At 38.8% G+C, this 20,100-nt stretch carries 20 protein-coding genes; 6 read left to right on the forward strand and 14 right to left on the reverse strand.

Annotated elements, in window-relative coordinates:
* Positions 1-768: 768 nt before the first annotated feature.
* The 9 genes from BLV64_RS10600 to BLV64_RS10640 all read right to left on the reverse strand — a co-directional run bounded on the left by BLV64_RS10600 (position 769) and on the right by BLV64_RS10640 (position 7,691).
* Positions 769-1,101 carry a 2Fe-2S iron-sulfur cluster-binding protein gene (locus BLV64_RS10600; RefSeq protein ID WP_092135089.1) on the reverse strand — a complete coding sequence of 111 codons (333 nt, stop codon included), beginning with the start codon at positions 1,099-1,101 and terminating at the stop codon, positions 769-771.
* 141 nt (positions 1,102-1,242) lie between these two features.
* A complete protein-coding gene (locus BLV64_RS10605) occupies positions 1,243-2,304 on the reverse strand; it encodes an NAD(P)/FAD-dependent oxidoreductase (protein WP_092135092.1) in 1,062 nt (353 codons plus the stop codon).
* Positions 2,305-2,480: 176 nt separating this feature from the next.
* Positions 2,481-2,723, reverse strand: coding sequence for a NifU family protein (locus BLV64_RS10610; protein WP_092135095.1), 243 nt, complete (start codon positions 2,721-2,723; stop codon positions 2,481-2,483).
* Between the two features lie 3 nt (positions 2,724-2,726).
* Positions 2,727-3,860, reverse strand: a complete 1,134-nt coding sequence (locus BLV64_RS10615; RefSeq protein WP_092135097.1) for an Mrp/NBP35 family ATP-binding protein — start codon at positions 3,858-3,860, stop codon at positions 2,727-2,729.
* Between the two features lie 197 nt (positions 3,861-4,057).
* Complete coding sequence (locus tag BLV64_RS10620; RefSeq protein ID WP_092135100.1) at positions 4,058-4,390, reverse strand: MGMT family protein; 333 nt, start codon at positions 4,388-4,390, stop codon at positions 4,058-4,060.
* Positions 4,390-5,019 carry a LysE family transporter gene (locus BLV64_RS10625; RefSeq protein ID WP_092135103.1) on the reverse strand — a complete coding sequence of 210 codons (630 nt, stop codon included), beginning with the start codon at positions 5,017-5,019 and terminating at the stop codon, positions 4,390-4,392. The genes BLV64_RS10620 and BLV64_RS10625 overlap by 1 nt, the downstream gene beginning before the upstream one ends.
* A gap of 2 nt (positions 5,020-5,021) precedes the next feature.
* Entirely contained in the window at positions 5,022-5,696 is a 675-nt protein-coding gene (gene trmB, locus BLV64_RS10630) for a tRNA (guanosine(46)-N7)-methyltransferase TrmB (RefSeq protein WP_092135105.1), read from the reverse strand.
* Positions 5,697-5,959: 263 nt separating this feature from the next.
* Positions 5,960-7,003: a sensor histidine kinase gene (locus BLV64_RS10635; RefSeq protein WP_092135107.1), complete on the reverse strand. Its 1,044-nt coding sequence runs from the start codon at positions 7,001-7,003 to the stop codon at positions 5,960-5,962.
* Positions 7,004-7,010: 7 nt separating this feature from the next.
* Positions 7,011-7,691, reverse strand: coding sequence for a response regulator transcription factor (locus BLV64_RS10640; RefSeq protein WP_092135110.1), 681 nt, complete (start codon positions 7,689-7,691; stop codon positions 7,011-7,013).
* Positions 7,692-7,963: 272 nt separating this feature from the next.
* Between BLV64_RS10640 and BLV64_RS10645 the strand changes: the two genes are divergently transcribed.
* From BLV64_RS10645 to BLV64_RS10655, 3 genes are all read left to right on the forward strand, one after another.
* Complete coding sequence (locus BLV64_RS10645; protein WP_092135112.1) at positions 7,964-9,709, forward strand: T9SS type A sorting domain-containing protein; 1,746 nt, start codon at positions 7,964-7,966, stop codon at positions 9,707-9,709.
* 95 nt (positions 9,710-9,804) lie between these two features.
* Complete coding sequence (locus BLV64_RS10650) at positions 9,805-10,554, forward strand: T9SS type A sorting domain-containing protein (protein WP_092135115.1); 750 nt, start codon at positions 9,805-9,807, stop codon at positions 10,552-10,554.
* A 114-nt stretch (positions 10,555-10,668) separates the two neighbouring features.
* Entirely contained in the window at positions 10,669-11,649 is a 981-nt protein-coding gene (locus BLV64_RS10655; RefSeq protein WP_092135118.1) for a LuxE/PaaK family acyltransferase, read from the forward strand.
* Positions 11,650-11,878: 229 nt separating this feature from the next.
* On the opposite strand, the gene tyrS is transcribed toward BLV64_RS10655, so the two are convergent.
* Entirely contained in the window at positions 11,879-13,189 is a 1,311-nt protein-coding gene (gene tyrS, locus BLV64_RS10660) for a tyrosine--tRNA ligase (protein WP_092135121.1), read from the reverse strand.
* Positions 13,190-13,277: 88 nt separating this feature from the next.
* On the opposite strand from tyrS, the gene BLV64_RS10665 reads away from it, so the two are divergent.
* Entirely contained in the window at positions 13,278-14,288 is a 1,011-nt protein-coding gene (locus BLV64_RS10665) for an NAD-dependent epimerase/dehydratase family protein (RefSeq protein ID WP_092135123.1), read from the forward strand.
* Here the strand turns inward: BLV64_RS10665 and BLV64_RS10670 are convergent.
* The 3 genes from BLV64_RS10670 to BLV64_RS10680 are packed head-to-tail and all read right to left on the reverse strand — an operon-like array spanning position 14,285 to position 16,834.
* Positions 14,285-14,749: a DUF4296 domain-containing protein gene (locus tag BLV64_RS10670; RefSeq protein WP_177165325.1), complete on the reverse strand. Its 465-nt coding sequence runs from the start codon at positions 14,747-14,749 to the stop codon at positions 14,285-14,287. The two genes, BLV64_RS10665 and BLV64_RS10670, sit on opposite strands and share 4 nt — an antisense overlap.
* Before the next feature lie 7 nt (positions 14,750-14,756).
* Positions 14,757-16,106 carry a dihydroorotase gene (locus BLV64_RS10675; protein ID WP_092135128.1) on the reverse strand — a complete coding sequence of 450 codons (1,350 nt, stop codon included), beginning with the start codon at positions 16,104-16,106 and terminating at the stop codon, positions 14,757-14,759.
* 5 nt (positions 16,107-16,111) lie between these two features.
* A complete protein-coding gene (locus BLV64_RS10680; protein ID WP_092135131.1) occupies positions 16,112-16,834 on the reverse strand; it encodes a polyprenol monophosphomannose synthase in 723 nt (240 codons plus the stop codon).
* A 104-nt stretch (positions 16,835-16,938) separates the two neighbouring features.
* On the opposite strand from BLV64_RS10680, the gene BLV64_RS14895 reads away from it, so the two are divergent.
* The gene (locus BLV64_RS14895) at positions 16,939-17,586 is read left to right on the forward strand and encodes a DUF4271 domain-containing protein (protein ID WP_092135133.1); all 648 of its coding nucleotides are present in this window, start codon (positions 16,939-16,941) and stop codon (positions 17,584-17,586) included.
* A 23-nt stretch (positions 17,587-17,609) separates the two neighbouring features.
* Entirely contained in the window at positions 17,610-18,356 is a 747-nt protein-coding gene (locus BLV64_RS10690) for a uroporphyrinogen-III synthase (protein WP_092135136.1), read from the forward strand.
* Positions 18,357-18,432: 76 nt separating this feature from the next.
* On the opposite strand, the gene pckA is transcribed toward BLV64_RS10690, so the two are convergent.
* Entirely contained in the window at positions 18,433-20,043 is a 1,611-nt protein-coding gene (pckA, locus tag BLV64_RS10695) for a phosphoenolpyruvate carboxykinase (ATP) (protein ID WP_092135139.1), read from the reverse strand.
* Positions 20,044-20,100: the final 57 nt, after the last annotated feature.

Genomic DNA, 20,100 nt, shown 5'->3' on the forward strand with positions numbered 1-20,100 from the left:
TGGCAACCGCTGCGCTAGGCCATCCTCCGCTGCCAGCCGCTGCGGCTTTTACTTGTTTTACTACGATTACTAAAAATAGGCCGCTGTGGTTTTTAAGTATATTTTTATTTAGACGTGAAAAAGGTATTAGGTATTAGGGATTGGGGATTAGGGATTAGGTTTGTTTTTGGTAAACTTGATGGTTATACCTTTTTACAGCATTCGCCAATGCTTGTGTAATTAGCTCGAGGTCATAGTTACGCGATGAGCAATTATTTGTCATTGACTGCGTCGAATCTTCGATTTCTGAGCAGTGAAGAATCTCGCGTCTCATATAACCTCGAACATAAAGCACATCATAACTATAATTCATGTACAGATTCTTCAGTCGTACCTCCCTTAGAATGACAAAAGTGAAATGATTTCGTACAAAAGGTTCTCGATACAACGCTCCTACGTCGCGCCACTCGAACTGACAGCAGAAGTAGGCATTAGGAATTAGGGAATAGGTTTTATTTTGGTGAATTTGGTGGTTATACTCTTTTACAGCTTTGCTCAATGCTTGTGTAATTAGCTCGAGGTCATAGTTACGCAATGCTCAATTATATGTCATTGACTACATCGAATCTTCGATTTCTGAGCAGTGAAGAATCTTGTGTCTCATGTAACCTCGAACAAAAAGGACCTCAAACTTCAATTCAAGTTCAGATTCTTCGGTCGTTACTCCCTCAGAATGACAAAAGTAAAACTTTTTGGTAGTCAAGAAAAAAATAAAAAGATTAAAAAACCTTAACTCTCTGGGGCGAGTTCTACTTTAAGACCTTCCATTTCCGGTGTCATTTGAATCTGACAGCCCAAGCGGCTATTATCCTTTACATAAAAAGCCTCTGCGAGCATCGCATCTTCATCATCTTGCATCTCCGGCAATTCGGTATCACTTAATACGTAGCACTGACAAGAAGCACACATCGCCATACCCCCACAGACACCAATCGTGCCCTCGGGAGCCAGCTCGTAAGAACGTACCACCTCCATCAGGTTCATAGCCATATCTGTAGGTGCTGCAACCGTATGCGATACACCCTCTCTATCAATAATTGTAATATTTACGTCTTGTTCCATAATAAAAATAGGGATTAGGGATGAGGTATTAGGGATGAGGTATTAGAAATTAGTAGTAAACTTCTATCTTCCAACATCCAACATCCAACTTCGAGCCTCTAAATTCGAGCTTCCAATATCCAACTTCCATTAAACTTTTCCTTATTCAATCTTCTTCACCACTGCTTTTGGTGCTTCTTTACGTGTGCCATCGAAACCATCAATACCACTTACTGTTGTGTATTTAAGCACGTAGCGTTTCCCTGGGTTTATAATCTGATAAGCGGCTTGACACATTAGCGTTGCTTCATGGAATCCGCATAAAATTAGTTTTAATTTCCCTGGGTAGGTATTGATATCACCGATAGCAAAAACCCCTGGGATATTGGTTTGATAATCTAAGGCGTTATTAACTTTTATCGCATTCTTTTCGATCTCCAGTCCCCATTTTGCTAGAGGGCCCAATTTTGGCGAGAGTCCGAAAAGGGGGATAAAGTGATCACATTCAATCTCAAATTCTTTTTCGATATGTTCCGATTGCTTTACAACGACGCCTGTAACCTCATCCGGACCTAGGATACCGACCACTTCGGCAGGTGTTACCAGGTTAATTTTACCGCGGTCTTTTAGCTCCTGAACTTTGTCTACAGAATCTAAAGCCCCACGGAACTCATTTCTACGGTGAATAAGTGTCACCTCCTTGGCAATATCACTTAAATAGATACTCCAATCTAAAGCAGAGTCCCCACCACCGGCAATCACCACTTTTTTATCGCGGTACACTTCCGGGTCTTTAATCATATACTCCACGCCTTTATCTTCGTAGTGGGAGATATTATGAATTATCGGTTTTCTAGGCTCGAAACTCCCCAATCCGCCGGCAATAGCCACAATTGGCGCGTGGTGTTTTGTACCTTTATTGGTGGTGACTATAAAGGTACCATCTTCTAATTTCTCTAGGGTATCGGCACGCTCGCCAAGGGTAAACCCCGGTTCGAACTGCTTACACTGCTCCATAAGATTTTTCGTCAAATCGTCGGCCAATATCTCCGGGAAGCCCGGAATATCATAAATCGGTTTTTTAGGATACAGCTCCGAACATTGTCCGCCAGGTTGCGGCAAGGCATCGATAAGATGGCATTTCATTTTTAATAATCCCGCTTCAAAAACGGCAAACAATCCTGTTGGTCCTGCACCAATTATTAGTATGTCTGTTTTTATCATAGTGTCTTTTAATAAATAGCACACGGCTATTTTTACTTTGCTATCACCACAAAGTTCTTAATTTAATTTCCAAAAGGTGATGACAATTATCATCTGCGTGAAGGATTGCAGCGGCATCCTTTTTTATAGGCTTGTAAAAAAGATATAGTGGAAAGCCTGACCCTTGTGGTCACGCCCTAATCTTCTATATTAATGACCTGCTCGATTTGCGGGGCCCATTTTTTAATTGTCAGTTCTACACCAGACTTTAAAGTCATTTGGTTTACGCTGCATCCTACGCAAGCGCCTTGTAGCTGTACCTTTACTATCTTATCGTCTTCGATAGAGAGTAGTGAGATATCGCCGCCGTCACTCTGTAAAAACGGACGAATTTCTTCGAGGGCCTTTTCTACATTAAGTCTGATTTCTTCTGTGGTCATTGTTTATTTTTTAACTGCTGAACAACCAGCCATTGTTGTAATTTTTATTGCTTCGGTAGGCGGCAAATCGGTGTTTCTATTTACCACTTCCTGAACCACATTTTGAGTAATGTTCTCAAAAGCGGTTTCTAGAGGGGTCCCCGACTGCATGGCTGCTGGTCTACCCACATCTCCGGCCTCACGAATACTTTGTACCAACGGTATTTCTCCTAATAGTGGCACGTTAAGATCTTCGGCAAGGTGTTTTGCGCCTTCCTGACCAAATATATAGTATTTATTCTCTGGCAACTCTGCTGGTGTAAAGTAAGCCATGTTTTCTATAATTCCTAAAACCGGCACGTTTATACTTTCTTGTTGAAACATTGCCACTCCCTTTTTTGCATCGGCTAGTGCCACGTTTTGGGGTGTACTTACCACCACAGCGCCTGTAATTGGTAGGGACTGCATGATACTTAGGTGAATATCTCCGGTTCCTGGTGGTAGATCGATTAATAAGAAATCGAGCTCACCCCAAGCGGCATCAAAAATCATCTGGTTCAACGCTTTCGCTGCCATCGGTCCGCGCCATACCACTGCCTGATCGGGCTTGGTAAAGAAACCTATAGACAACATTTTTACGCCATAGTTTTCTACGGGTTGCATTTTTGACTTTCCGTCTACGGTTACTGATAGCGGACGTTTTAATTCCACATCGAACATAATAGGCATCGAGGGTCCGTAAATATCGGCATCTAAAACCCCTACTTTAAAGCCCATTTTTGCTAAGGTTACCGCTAGGTTTGCCGTCACTGTAGATTTCCCTACACCTCCTTTTCCTGAGGCGATTGCAACTATATTCTGAATTCCTGGAATCGACTTCCCTTTAATCTCATTCGTTGGTTTCGCTGGCGCTTCGACCGTGATATTCACTTTCACTTTCGCCTTTTCGTAAACCAATTCGTGAATGGCTTTAAGGATTTCTACTTCGGTTTTTTTACGCGCTTGTAGTGCTGGGTTTTTAATTGTGATATCTACCACCACCTCATCGGCAAAAGTCACCACATTTTTTACAGCGCCACTATCTACCATATTCTGCCCCTCTCCAGGTACTGTTATGGTTTCTAGTGCTTTTAGTATGTCTTGTTTCTTTAAATTCATAGTGCAATTTAGATTTATTCTAAAGTGCAAATATAATTAATACAAACGGAAGTAGGAAGCCCTAAGCGTGACTATTTTTTATAGGCTGATAAGTGAAAACTATAATTAAAAACCGCGTTTTATAACGTGTTTTTTTTTCGCTTCCGCGGAAGAGCTAATGGCCAAATTAAAAGCGTTAAACTCCAACCTGAAACCCTTTAGTCTAGAGCTACTGAAGGGTCCCAAAACACGGTATCAAAATCCTGAATCTGATTATCGATAACGGTAAGCCCCTCACTCTCTAGCAGCTGCTGCATGAGGTTAGTGCCCTGAAAATGATGCTTCCCAGTAAGCAGCCCTTTGCGATTAACCACGCGATGTGCTGGCACGTCCTTGCCATGAGAATTGGTCATAGCATAACCCACCATACGCGCAGATCTAGCAGCTCCCAAATACCTGGCAATAGCACCATAGCTAGTCACTCTGCCGTAAGGAATTTGCCTGGCAACGGCATACACATTATCGTAAAAATGTTGTGTTTTCTTAGCCATTACGAGTCTTTAATGATATTGATAAGGGTAAAAATAGAAATAAGCCCTGTGATACTCCCAATAATCAAATTAATATTTTTCTGGGATTTTATTTTGCGACTATTAATTTTTTCGAATAGAAACACATACACATACAGCATGATAAAAGTCCCTGAAGCGGCTCCAGACACATAAGACCAGATGTTGGTCGTATCTAATTTTATAAGGGAAGCTGCCGCCAAAGTGGTTCCCATATACGCCTGATAGGGAATAGGAAATATATTTAAAGCCGATAAAAAGACCCCTTGAAAAAAGCGGCTCTTTTTACTTTTTATATTGGGTTCTTTATGGGGTTTGACTTCTTTTTTGGCGAGTAGGAGAAAGTAAATGGTAATGAGCACAAAAATCACTAAAGCCACCCGCTGAAGGATGTTTACCACATCGGGGTGTTTACTTAAATACTTCGCAAAGGTTAAGGCAATATAGGTTTGGAAAATCACTACCACACACACGCCACTAGAGAAAACAAGGCCACGAGTATGGCCATCTTTAATACTAATTTTTGCGGCCGTCATATTTAGCAATCCTGGTGGAATAACACCTATTAAAGCAAATATTAAACCTAAGCAAAACGTAATTGTAATCTCCAATATTACTTGATTTTAAACCTAATATACGTAATTGGTTTGTTTTTAGCTAAATACTGACTTTCATAATAGGTTTGAATGCTAGTAACTTCTTCCGGACTCCCCTCTTGTTTGTACACATTATGGTTGGCGTATAACACCTCGTGACCTGCTCCGTGTAATAAGCCTAAGGTATAGCCGTGCATAAACTCGCTATCCGTTTTTAGGTTCACTACGCCATCTGCTTTTAGTATCTTTTTGTACCGCGCTAGGAAATCGGCATTCGTCATTCTGTGCTTGGTACGCTTATATTTTATTTGTGGGTCTGGGAAGGTAATCCATATTTCGTCGACTTCCTGCTCTGCAAAAGCATGATCGATAAGTTCTATTTGGGTACGTAAAAAAGCCACGTTAGGAATTTGCTCTTCGATGCCTGTTTTAGCACCTCTCCAGAAACGCGCCCCTTTAATATCGATACCGATAAAATTTTTATTCGGGTATTTTTTTGCTAAGGCTACCGAGTACTCCCCTTTTCCGCAACCCAGTTCTAAAACTAGCGGGTTATCATTATTAAAAAAGGTCTCGCGCCATTTTCCTTTTGGTGCAAATTGACCTTCTACCAATTCCTCGCGAGAGGGCTGAAAGACATTTTTAAAGGTTTCGTTTTCTCTAAAGCGCTTTAGTTTATTTTTACTTCCCACAATTGCGTATTTCTATTATTCTTAAAATTATCGCGACAAAATTAAGGAAATATCTGCGACCTTTACTATGTTTAGTGTCGATATTAGCAAATTCGCATCCTTGCTTGCTGAGTATTCTCTTTTTTTGAAGATCAGAAAACACCCTACTAAATGCACTGTATTTTTTTTAAAGAACAGGAATTGCTTAGCAAGTGCTCATACCAAGATAAGATTTGAACACCGCTTTTATTCTAAAGCTTTACATACAGCCTTGAAATAAAAGATTACTTTGCCTTTTCTAAGGTAAACGAGAATTCACTACCCACCCCATACTCACTATCGATAAAGATGTTTTCGTCGTGGGCTTCGACAATATGTTTTACGATGGCTAGCCCTAAACCAGAACCGCCTTCTTTTCTTGATCCGCTCTTATCGACACGGTAGAAACGTTCAAAAAGTCGCGGGATATTTGCTTTTATAATCCCCTCACCATTATCGGTAACTCGGATAATAACCTTGTTTTTTACCAGGTTTTCTATACTTACCTCGGTAGTTCCTTTTTCTCTTCCGTACTTAATAGAATTCACAATAAGATTAGACAGCACTTGCTGTATCCGTTCCTTATCCGCAGAAACTAGAATAGGATTTTTGTACACCCGATCGAAAGTCAGCGTAATTTTCTTTTTTGCAGATTTCATTTCGAACATTTCAAACACGCTAGCAATGAGCTCTACAATATCAAAGGTTTCGATGTCTAGTCGCAAGTCGCCAACCTCGAGTTTGGTAATCATATCTAAATCTTTAACGATATAAATAAGACGTTCCACCCCCTTACTCGCGCGATCCAAATACTTATCTCGAATCGACTCATCTTCAATAGCACCGTCCAATAAGGTTAGAATATACCCTTGCACTGTAAACAACGGCGTTTTTAACTCGTGAGACACATTACCTAAAAACTCCTTTCGGTATTCTTCGCGGACTTTTAAGGTTTCAATCTCCAGTTTTTTATCTCGGGCATACTTATCAATCTCCTGAGTTAAGGTCGCCATATCGGTAGTAACGCGTTTCTGACGGAAATTAGTCGATTCTAAAAGCGTTAAATCGTCATAGATTTTTTTTACTCGGCGGTAGATAAACTTCTGAACCCGGTATTGAATTATAGAATACGCCACCAAATAAGCAAATACCGAAAAAATTATTAGCGGTAGCACTTGGAACGTATAAAACACCGATAAGATCACCGCTAGAGCTACGGCAAGCACTCCGGCAATAAACAGCGCTGATTTAATAGCGAACTTATGTGTTTTTTTGAATTGTACAGACATCCTAGTATTACTCTACAAATTTGTAACCCACCCCTTTTACGGTTTTAAAGCAATCGTCACCAATTTTCTCACGGAGCTTACGAATATGCACATCGATGGTTCTACCACCAACAACCACTTCGTTACCCCATACTTTATCTAAAATATCTTCGCGTTTAAAGACTTTTCCTGGTTTAGAAGCTAAAAGTGATAGCAGTTCGAACTCTTTCCGCGGAAGCGTTAATTCTTCCCCCTCTTTAATTACCTTATACTCCTCTCTATTAATAACGAGGTCACCCACCGTGACATTGGTGATGCCCTCTTCTGTTTTTAGGCGTCTTAAAAGGGCTTTTACTTTACTTACTAATAGCTTGGGCTTGATTGGTTTTGTAATATAATCATCGGCACCAGCATCAAAACCTGCCACTTGAGAATAGTCTTCACCACGAGCGGTTAAAAAGGTAATTATAGTTGGCTTAAGCTCTGGGATTTTACGAATAGCCTCACAAGCTTCTACGCCATCCATTTCTGGCATCATCACATCCAAGACAATAAGGTGCGGTTTTTCTCTTTTGGCTTTTTTAATACCTTCCACCCCATTTTTAGCAGTAAATACGGTGTACCCTTCTTTGCTTAAATTATAACTGATAATTTCCAAAATATCCGGCTCATCGTCTACTAATAGAATTCTGATGTCTTTTTTATTCATTACGACTACTACTTTTTTGTTTAATTTAACGTAAAGATAAAATTAATACGGCACCTACAATTTATATAAATAATAATAACCTTAAAATAACACTAGGCTAACACATTACTAACTGACTCTTAATATATTATAAAATTTATTCTTGCATCGCGCACCGTTACTAGCCTCAATATTAATTTAAGGTTAAAACACGCGTGTTGTTTCGTTAACAAGCTATAAAAACGCAAAATAATCCGTATATTTGACCTTGATAAATTTAAAAAACTTATACGATGAAAAAACTTTACTTTTTATTATTAACGTTCATGGCGACACTATCTTATGGTCAAGACATGATTATAACTGGAGCTTTCGACGGTCCTTTACCCGGAGGTGCGCCGAAGTTAATTGAAATATATGTCGCTAACGACATTGCAGACTTATCGGCCTATGGTTTTGGATCTGCAAACAACGGTGATGGAACTGACGGCGAAGAACTAACCTTTTCAGGTTCAGCTACAGCTGGTGATTTTATTTACATTTTTACTGAAGGAAGCAGCCCAGGTTCTTTAATGACTTATTTTGGAATTAATGGTGATTATGACCACTCTTCTGCAGGCATAAATGGAGATGACGCTTTAGAGTTATTTCACAATGGCTCTGTAATTGACACTTTTGGAGATATTAATGTTGACGGTAGTGGAGAGCCATGGGATTACTTAGATGGATGGGCTTACCGCGTGGACGGAACAGGTCCTGACGGCTCAACATTTGTGGTGGGAAACTGGACATATAGTGGAATTAACGCAACAGACAACTGTACAGATAATACGACTTGTAGTTCTGTATTTCCAATTGGAACATACACACCAACAGCTAGCTCAACTCCAAGCTTAGCAATTTTAACACCTGGTGACGGAACGGAATTAGCTCCTGGAACGACAAGTGCTAACCTATCTATAGCCGTACAAAACTTTACTGTAGGAGCAACTACGGGTGGATTTGACGGACATATTCATTGGACGATCAATGGAACAGATCAAGCAATGAAATACGATACAAATGATGAAGTTATTACTGTAGCTAATGGTCAATCGTATACTGTATTTATGGAATTAGTAGACAATAACCATACACCACTTGTACCTGCTGTACAATCAACTGTAACCTTTTCTGTAGCATCTGTAACTCAAGTTTCTGATATCGCAGCTTTACGTGTTGGAACTGTAGGTGACTTTTACGAATTAACTGGTGAGGCGCTTATCTCTTATATCGTTACTGATAATACTAGAAACCAAAAATACATCCAAGATGGAACGGCAGGTATTCTAATTGATGACACGGCAGGGACTTTAACTGGAACTTTTAATATTGGTGATGGTATTACTAGCTTAACAGGTGAATTAGCGGAATATGCTGGAACTTTACAATTAATTCCAAGTGTAGATGTTGCGTCTTCAAGTACAGGAAATACAGTGACGCCTCAAGTAATGGATTTAGCTACTTTCTTAGCTTCTCCTGAAGATCATGAGAGTGAGTTAATTTCTATTACAGACGTTACTTTCCCTGATGCTGATGGTACAGCTGTTTTTGCCGATAATACAAACTACGATATCGTAAAAGATGCTAACACAGGAATTATGAGAGTTTCTTTTGGAGATGAAGATTTAATAGGAACACTTATTGAAGCTACTCCAGCAATCGTTACAGGTTTAGGTGGTGATTTTAATGGTACATACCAAATCTTATCGCGTTACGCTTCTGATGTTGACTTTACAACATTATCTGTAAATAACGTGACTGCTAATGCTACAGCGTTTTCTTTATACCCGAACCCAACAACTTCTGGATTCGTTACTATTAAAACAGCAAGTACAGAAGCTATTAACGTATCTGTTTACAACGTGTTAGGAAAACAAGTTATCAACACAACATTAAACAACACGTCATTAAACGTATCTAGCTTAAATGCTGGTGTTTACATTGTAAACATTAACCAAAATGGAAACACAACAACTAAGAAATTAGTGATTAAATAAAATTAGTATTTTCTAATCATTAAAAGGCTTGTTAATTCTAACAAGCCTTTTTTTTTATGTCTATATTCGCCGCCAATTAATTAATAATCTAGCACTTGAAAACACTTTACTTTATAGTATGTGCAGTAGCCACTTTGTTTACGGCGGCTGCTCAAAACGAACTTACCAATGGTGGTTTCGAAACGTGGACTTCCGGCGTTCCTAACGGCTGGAACGGCAGCAAAACGAGCCTTGCGGCATCAGGAATTTCTGAATACACTAGTACTGCCTATGAGGGCAGCTCTGCACTCGCCTTATTTAATGCGAGCACCAATCACAAGCGATTTACAAACCTTGCGATTACCGCGACTAACGAAGAATACACACTAAGGTATTATGCAAAAGGACAAGGTGATATCAGAACCGCGTTTCATGATGGTACTTATTCCCCTTACAGCGCGTACACCACATTTACTGGCACGGAAGCATGGACATTAATCGAGTCGGTATTTACCCCTGCCGCTGGACCCTTAGAAATTATATTTTCGGTAAGAAATGGGGCTGGTAACGGCATCCTAATCGATAAGGTAGTATTGGTGAAAACCGCAAGCTTATCGGCAGACGACTTTAATCAGTCGGAAGGCTTTGCCCTATACCCCAATCCGACAAGCACAGGATTTGTAAATATTAAATCCGCTACTCAAGGTCCGATATCCGTTTCTTTATACGACGTGTTAGGGAAGCAAGTCATTGCCACCACAGTAAACAATAACCGTTTAAATATTTCTAGCTTAGCTTCTGGCGTTTACGTTATGCAACTCAACCAAAATGGCGCGCTAACCACAAAGAAATTAGTCATTAAATAAACACTTGGTTTAGATATTTTAAAAGAGCGTTATCTTATGGTAACGCTCTTTTATATTTTATTTACTTTTGCATGTTGAAAAACATCAGCTTTAAACGTTTACACTTTCTGTATCATGCGAACACCCGATTCTATTTTTGATATTAAAACTCCTGAAGATTTTGAAGCTTTAGCACTTCAGGTTTTCAATTTTCAGTTTCACAATAATGGGGTGTACCGATCGTTTTGCGATTTACTAAACGCGCACCCTAGCGATGTCAAGCAGAGTTCCCAGATACCGTTTTTACCGATTCAGTTTTTTAAATCTCACGAGGTGCTAAGCACAACAGCACCCATAACGAAACTATTTACGAGTAGCGGCACTACGGGCTCTACAACGAGTACCCATTATGTTAGCGACTTAAGCCTCTACGAAAAGAGCTTTACCAAAGGATTCCAAGCCTTTTACGGCCCTGTTGAAGACTATGTGGTACTCGCACTACTACCGAGTTATTTGGAACGCGACGGCTCCTCTTTAATTTATATGGCCGATGCGATGATTAAAGCTTCCAACCATACTGAAAGCGGCTTTTATCTGAATAATCTATCGGCATTAAAAGACACTTTAATCTCCTTAGATAAGCAAGGTAAAAAGGTGCTTTTACTCGGCGTGTCTTTCGCCTTATTAGATTTGATAGAAATGCATCAATTCGATTTAAAAAACACGATTATTATGGAGACTGGCGGTATGAAAGGGCGTCGCAAGGAATTAATCCGCGAAGAACTTCACGCGCTCTTAAAAACCGGGTTTGGCGTAGATGCCATTCACAGCGAATACGGTATGACCGAACTCCTTAGTCAGGCGTACTCCAAAGGTCACGGCCTTTTTGAGTGTCCCTCATGGATGCGCATCATTACCCGCGAACCTGAAGATGCACTACACATCCAAGCTACAGGAAAAACCGGAGGTCTTAATGTTATAGATTTAGCAAATATAAACTCCTGTGCTTTTATCGCTACCCAAGATCTTGGTCGCGTGCGTCCCGATGGTAGTTTTGAAGTTATAGGTCGCTTTGATAGCAGTGATATTAGAGGATGCAACCTTATGGTGTTGTAACAAGCCATACTGTTTTGAGCTTAAACAGTAGCTTCCAATCACTTACCCTAATTATTTTTAATGTTTTCTACCTTAATCTGTAAGGTACGACTAGAACATCCGACCAATGGACTATGGTTATTATAACCCGAATTAGTTTTTAGTTGGTTAACTAATTTAAAAAAGCCTGATTGTTGAATTACAATCAGGCTTTTGTATGTACTATCCTAAACTTAAGACGGTCTTGGTCTTAAACGAATTTAATAATATAGGTATTCTTTTTCCCTTTGTTAAGCACCACGTACTTATCATTTATTAAATCGGCAGTCGTAAGTTTATAATCAGCGGTCACCTTATTTTTATTTACAGCCACTGCATTTTCTTTTAAAGCGCGTCGCGCTTCACTATTACTAGCTAAAAAGTTGGTCTTATCGGCTAGCGCGGCGATCATATCTAAACCGTCTTCTAATTCCGAAGCCTTTAGTTCTGCTTGTGGCACACCTTCAAACACATCTAAAAACAAGCTTTCCTTTAACGTTCTGATATCCTCATTAAAGGTTTTACTAAATAAAATTTCTGAAGCTTTTACAGCATTTTCATAATCCTCTTTAGAGTGAACAAAGGTCGTCACCTCTTCAGCCAAACGTTTTTGTAGCAGACGTAAATGTGGCGCTTCTTGATGCTCTTTAACTAAGGCTTCAATAACTTCTTTACTTAAGAAGGTAAATATTTTAATGTATTTCTCGGCATCCTCATCTGAGGTATTCAACCAAAACTGGTAGAATTTATACACCGATGTTTTATCGGCATCCAACCACACGTTTCCACCTTCACTTTTTCCAAATTTAGATCCGTCGGCTTTTGTAATTAAAGGACAGGTCATAGCATAGGCTTTCGCATCGTCTTGTCCGACATTCATACGACGCACCAATTCGGTTCCCGTAGTAATATTACCCCACTGGTCACTACCCCCCATTTGTAATTTACAATTTAGCGCTTTGTGTAAGTGGTAGAAATCGTAACCTTGAATTAATTGATAAGTAAACTCGGTAAACGACATTCCGATACTCCCTTCCTCACCAGAAAAACGTTTTTTCACTGAATCTTTTGCCATCATATAGTTCACGGTAATACGTTTCCCTACATCACGGGCGAAATCGATAAAAGAAAAGTCTTTCATCCAATCGTAGTTATTTACTAATAGCGGCGCGTTTTTCTCTGTTGAGTTGAAATCTAAAAACCGCGATAAGACGCTTTTTATTCCTGCTACGTTACGCTCAAGGGTTTCTTCATCTAACAGATTACGCTCGTCACTTTTTCCTGACGGGTCACCAATCATTCCAGTGGCACCACCTACTAAAGCGACAGGCTTATGACCTGCTTTCTCCAAATGAACTAATAAAATAATAGGCACTAGGCTACCAATATGTAAAGAATCGGACGTGGGATCGAAACCAATATAGGCGGTTGTCATTTCTTTATCCAGTTGCTCTTCGGTACCCGGCATGATATCATGCACCATTCCTCTCCATCGTAATTCGTCTACAAATGTATTAGCCATTTTTTATAACTTTAGTATTAAGTGGGACAAAGATAAAAATCAATGTATAAATAGTTAGCAATATTGAATAATTCTTTACTTTAGTCCTATGATTTTAGTAACCGGAGGAACAGGCTTAGTGGGTGCGCATTTACTATATACATTGGTAAATAGCAATATTAAAGTACGTGCCATTTACAGAAATAAAAAGAAGTTTGAGCAGGTAAAACGGATTTTCTCTTACTATAGTGATACCCCAGAGGTGCTTTTTAGTGCTATTGAGTGGGTGGAAGCCGATTTAAATGATATTCCTAGCCTAACAGAAGCTTTTGAAGGGATTAACTACGTGTACCATTGTGCGGCTTTTGTTTCCTTTGAGCCTGATAAGTTTGAGCAGTTAAAAAAGACCAATATTGAAGGCACCGCAAATATTGTTAATTTCTGTATCTCTCATGACATAAAAAAATTGTGTTATGTGAGTTCGGTAGCGACAATAGGAAAGCCAAAGTCAGGGCAGGCTGCTAGCGAAAAAACGGAATGGAATCCCGAACTAGATAATAGCGTCTATGCCATAACAAAAAACGAAGCGGAGTTAGAAGTTTGGCGCGGCACCCAAGAAGGGATCGATGCGGTAATTATTAATCCAGGGGTGATTATAGGTCCTGGGATTTGGAAGTATGGCAGTGGATCACTTATAAAAACAGTTGCAAATGGAGTCCCTTACTACACTTCGGGAAGTATGGGGTATGTAGATGTTAACGATGTGGTACATTGTATGATAACAGCTATGAGTAGCGCATGTACTAACGAGCGCTTTATTTGCGTCTCGGAAACTTGGTCTTACAAGAAGTTTTTAACCACGAGCGCCGGATTATTAGGAGCTACCCCTCCGAAAAAAGAAGCGCAACCTTGGCTTTTACAAGTCGCTTGGCGGTTAGACTGGTTAAAAAGCAAACTCACAGGCAAACGCCGTAAATTAACACGTCATCTGGTAGCCTCACTACAATCGCAATCAGATTATGACACGACTAAAATTAAAGACACCTTAGGAGTCTCTTTCACCCCTCTTCAGGACAGCTTAAAAACCACTTGCTCCCTATATTTAAATGATCGCGATTAAGATTTAGGTTGTAAATCGGTCGCTATGATAATCGAATCGTTGATACTTCCTCGGAATTTATTGACTTTATTACGTTTTATAGTATCCAATCTGGGCTTTTCAACTTTTTCGGTATCCTCAATGTTTTTATAAAACTCCCGTTTTTTATTTAAAGTGTCTTTTACACGGGTATAAATCCGTTTATAGGTCTCTACATCGAAAGCATAATACACATTGCTCTCAGCAAAACTTAAGCTATCAATAGTATTTCTATCATAGATATATTGAGCAGGGACAATACCGCTAACTTCAATTTTTTTCTTGTTGACTCCTTTTGCTGCCGACATGATAGCCATATCCACAATAACATTGACCATCTGATCTTCAGACAGCAAGTTATCCGGCTTTTTAGGCGGCTCTACATTATAGCACCCGCAAACTAAAAACAGTGCCATTACAGCCAAATAAAGTGCATTTTTCATGGATTTGCTATTTTCTGTCGAACGTAAGTTGCTTCGCGTATTTGGTCTCATAAAACTTAAAGTTTTTATAAGCCAATCCGCCGTTTACAAAGGTATGGGTGATTCGCGACTTAAAAGTCGTTCCTTCAAACGGTGACCATCCACATTTATACAATATATTGTCCTTTTTAACTGTCCACGGACTGTTTAAATCCACAAACACTAAATCGGCATAATACCCTTCTTTAATATAACCGCGTTTTTCCACTTGGAATAAAATCGCTGGGTTATGACAGGCTTTCTCTACAATCTTTTCAATCGAAATTTTATCGCGATGGTGTAGTTCTAACAATGCCGGTAGCGCATGCTGCACTAACGGTCCACCAGAAGGTGCTTTGGTATATACATTCTCCTTTTCTTCTAAGGTATGTGGCGCGTGATCGGTAGCAATCACATCGATACGATCATCTAATAAAGCCGCTAGTAATTGTGCGCGATCACTTTCGGTTTTAACGGCAGGGTTCCATTTTATAAAAGCCCCTTTGTTTTCATAATCTTTATCGCTAAACCACAGGTGATGAATACACACCTCAGCAGTAATCTTTTTATCTTTTAAAGGTATTTTATTAGAAAATAAAGCGGTTTCTTTACCTGTAGACAGGTGAAACACATGTAATCGTGCCCCTGTTTTTTTCGCTAATTCGATAGCTTTTGAAGACGACAAATAGCAGGCCTCCTCACTTCTAATAATCGGGTGAAAATGCATCGGAATATCATCTCCATAACGCTCTGTATAGGTATCCATATTCTTTTTAATGGTCGCTTCATCCTCACAATGTACAGAAATCAACAAATCGGTACTAGAAAAAATCGCTTCTATAACCTCGGGGTTATCGACCAACATATTGCCTGTAGACGAGCCTAAAAACAATTTTAATCCGGCCACTTGCTTCGGATCGAGTTTTTTAATCTCTTCTAAATTATCATTAGTCCCACCAAACATAAACGAATAGTTCGCCGATGAAGTCGCTTTCGCAATAGCAAACTTCTCATTTAATTTCTCTATCGTCGTTGTCTGCGGCACGGTATTAGGCATCTCGATAAACGAGGTAATCCCTCCGGCAATAGCGGCACGCGATTCGGTTTCTATATTGGCTTTATGCGTTAAACCAGGCTCTCTAAAATGCACTTGGTCGTCGATCATACCCGGTAATACATATTGTCCTTCGGCGTCAAAAATAAGAACGTCTCCATTTTTCGGACTTATAGATTCAGCAATTTTGGTAATAAACTCACCTTCGATTAAGATATCTCTTGTTTCGATAGTGCCTTCATTTACCACTTTAGCATTTTTAATAAGTGTCACTCTTTCGTTCATGGTTTTTATTTTTTAAAAAAACTTTTGATTTTCATTGTCAGTACTCCGAAGATCGCTTCAGAAATAATATTTGGACTAAGCTTAGACTCCCCTTTGGCACGATCGGTAAATATAACGGGAACTTCAACGATATTAAACCCTTCTAAATAGGCTTTAAATTTCATTTCAATTTGAAAGGCATAACCTACAAACTTAATCGCGTTTAAATCTAAGGTCTCTAACACGCTCCGCTTATAGCATATAAAGCCGGCTGTGGTATCTTTAATCTTCATACCTGTAATGAGGCGGACATACATTGATGCTCCATAAGATAAAAGCACACGCCCTAATGGCCAATTTACAACATTTACACCTTTTACATAGCGCGAACCGATACTTAAATCGGCATGATTCTCATGGCAGGCCTCATATAATTTTACTAAATCTTTTGGATCGTGGGAAAAATCGGCGTCCATTTCAAAAATATACTCGTAATCGCGTTCTAAACACCACTTAAAACCGTGAATGTAAGCGGTGCCTAATCCTGATTTCTCTTGTCTGGTTTCTAAAAACAGGCGATCGCCGTATTGCTTTTGAAGTTCTTTAACTTTAACACCTGTTAAGTCAGGCGAATTATCGTCCACTATTAAAATATCGAACGCCTTGTCTTGCGAAAATATAGCCGCTATTATAGCCTCTATATTTTCAATCTCATTATAAGTGGGAATAATGACAATAGCATCTTTCATTAATAGCGTTCTTTTTGGCAAATGTAGTATTTTGAAATTTATTTATTTTTAAATATTTACTAATATTAGTCATTAAGCAATAAAAATTGTAATAATTTTATGGCATGTTAAGAGAACTGGTATCAAACGAAATTTTTACGATTTTATTAGTCTTTAGTTTACTACTAATTGCTATAGCACGCATGGCCTACCCCAAACGGTTTCACGATTTTAGCTATATCCTTGTCAATTACAAGTATTCGAATGCCTATAATAAGCATTCGGAGTTTATAAATGGTTTTGAATCTATTTTATTTGGTAATCTTATTGTGCAATTAACCCTAAGCGTTGTGGTGTTCTACAATCTGTGGGCGGATTTAGACCTCACAGCCAGCGATCTCTATTTAAAAATCGGCTTGGGGCTAGGTGCATTTATGCTAGTCAAAACAATTTTAGAACGTGTGGTAAGCAAGATTCTAAACATTACTTCCATCGTTTACGACTATTTATTTTTAAAATTAAACTTCAAAAATTTCATTGGTTTACTTTTGGTACCTATTAACGCTATTTTAATTTTTAGCGTTCATCCGCAACCTAATTACCTGTATATAATCGCTATACTTCTGTTTATTGTGCACATCATAGGCCTGTCCTATTTTTTTAAAACACATCTAAATACAATTAAAAATAACTTGTTTTATTTTATTTTGTACCTTTGCGCACTCGAAATTTCACCATATGTGGTTTTGTATAAATTAATTACAACTACATAGAAACTAAAAAAAGCTAGTATATTATGAAAGTGAAAACGATTTTAATCTCACAACCAGAACCTAAAATTGAAAACTCTCCTTATTTTGAACTCTCTGAGAGGCAAAAGGTAAAGATTGATTTCAGATCTTTCATTCACGTAGAAGGCGTGCCATCTAAAGAAATAAGACAACAAAAAATAGATTTATCTAAGTTCTCTGCCGTTATTTTAACGAGTAGAAATGCTATAGACCACTTTTTTAGAATAGCCGAAGAAATGCGCTTCAAAGTGCCTGACACGATGAAATACTTCTGTCAATCGGAAGCTGTTGCCTATTACCTACAAAAATATGTTGTGTATAGAAAGCGTAAAATTTATGTTGGTAAACGTACGTTTTCAGAATTATCGCCTTTAATTAAAAAATACAAAGACGAAACCTTCTTATTACCAACTACCGATAAGTTAAAACCGGAGGTTCCTGAAACTTTAAATGAGTTAGGAGTAAGCTGGAAAGAGGCTGTTTTTTACAGAACGGTAATCAGTGATTTATCCGATTTAGCGAATGTATCTTACGACATCCTCGTTTTCTTTAGTCCGTCGGGAATCGAGTCGTTATTCCATAACTTCCCAGATTTCAAACAAAATGACACGCGCATTGCTGTTTTTGGTAATACGACAATCAAGGCTGTAGAAGAGCGCGGATTACGTGTTGATATCGCTGCACCGACACCAGAAACACCATCGATGACTATGGCTTTAAAGAAGTACATAGAAAAGGTAAATAAAAAATAAACGCCATTGTTTATCAATTGCAAAGCATAAAAAAAAGCGACCAAATGGTCGCTTTTTTTATGAGATATCGTTGTAATTATACCACTTTTGGCGCTCCTGCAAGAATTTCATCATTTGCATTATCTGCAAATTTCTTAAAGTTCTCATTAAATGAGTTTGCCAATTGGTTTGCTGTTTTGTAGTAACCTTCGTCGTTATTCCAAGTTTGTCTAGGACTTAACACTTCAGAAGGAACATTCGGACATACTTTAGGTTGTTGTACTCCAAATACAGAATGTGTATGGTATCCGTCTTTGTTTGCTTCTTCTAAAGAACCATCCATAGCAGCGGTAATCATAGCACGTGTGTATTTTAATTTCATACGTGAACCTACACCGTAAGGACCACCGGTCCACCCTGTGTTAATTAACCATACTTGAACGCCTGTTTCCTTCATTTTAGCACTTAGCATCTCTGCGTACTCTGTAGGGTGTAATGGCATAAAAGGGGCTCCGAAACACGCTGAGAAACTTGGTAGCGGCTCATCGATTCCCGCTTCTGTTCCAGCAACCTTTGCAGTATAACCAGAAATAAAGTGGTATGCCGCTTGACCAGGAGTTAGCTTTGAAATTGGAGGCAGTACACCAAAAGCATCTGCTGTTAAAAAGAAGATGTTTTTTGGGTTGGTACCCATAGAAGGTACTTTAATATTATCGATATGGTGAATTGGGTAACTTACTCGTGTATTTTGAGTAATCGAGGTATCGGCAAAGTCAACCTCCCCTTTATCATTCATAATTACATTCTCTAGAATAGCGCCTTTTTTGATTGCTCCAAAAATTTCTGGCTCTTGTTCTTGAGATAAGTTAATCACTTTAGCGTAACAACCACCTTCAAAGTTAAATACTGTATTTTCACTTGTCCATCCGTGCTCATCATCACCAATTAAACTTCTGTCTGGATCTGTAGACAAGGTTGTTTTTCCTGTTCCTGATAAACCAAAGAAAATAGCTGTATCACCCTCTTTACCAACATTAGCACTACAGTGCATTGGCAATGTGTTTTTGTAAACTGGTAGGATAAAGTTTAATGCAGAGAAAATACCTTTTTTGATTTCCCCAGTATATCCAGTTCCACCAATTAAAGCGATTTTTTTCGTGAAGTTTAATATTGCAAAGTTATGCTGACGCGTTCCATCTTCATCAGGAACAGCCATAAAACTCGGCGCATTAACGATAGTCCATTCTGGAGTAAAGTCTTTTAACTCTTCTGCCGTTGGGCGTAAAAACATATTATTTGCAAACATGTTACTCCAAGGAAACTCGGTAATAACACGAATATTTAAGCGGTATGCCTCTTCAGCACATGCATAACTATCTCTTACAAAAACTTCTTTTTCAGAAAGGTAGTTTGTTACTTTATCGTATAATTTATCAAACTTATCAGCATCGAAAGGGATGTTAATATTTCCCCACCAAACGCGATCTTTAGTTACCTCGTCTTTAACAATAAACCTGTCAAGAGGAGAGCGTCCAGTAAATTCGCCTGTGTTAACAGCCAATGCACCTGTAGACGATTCTACACCCTGACCTTTTTCAATGGTAATAGCGTGTAACTCGTCAGATGACAATTGGTATCTTACTTTAGCGTTCTTAATTCCGTATGATTCCAACGAAACCGTATTTGTAGATTGTGTATGGTTTACCATAATTTGTGTATGTTGTTTTAAGGTACAAAATTAATCATAATTATAAAGATAGGCGTA

It is taken from the genome of Bizionia paragorgiae (assembly GCF_900107625.1).
Taxonomy (GTDB): domain Bacteria; phylum Bacteroidota; class Bacteroidia; order Flavobacteriales; family Flavobacteriaceae; genus Bizionia; species Bizionia paragorgiae.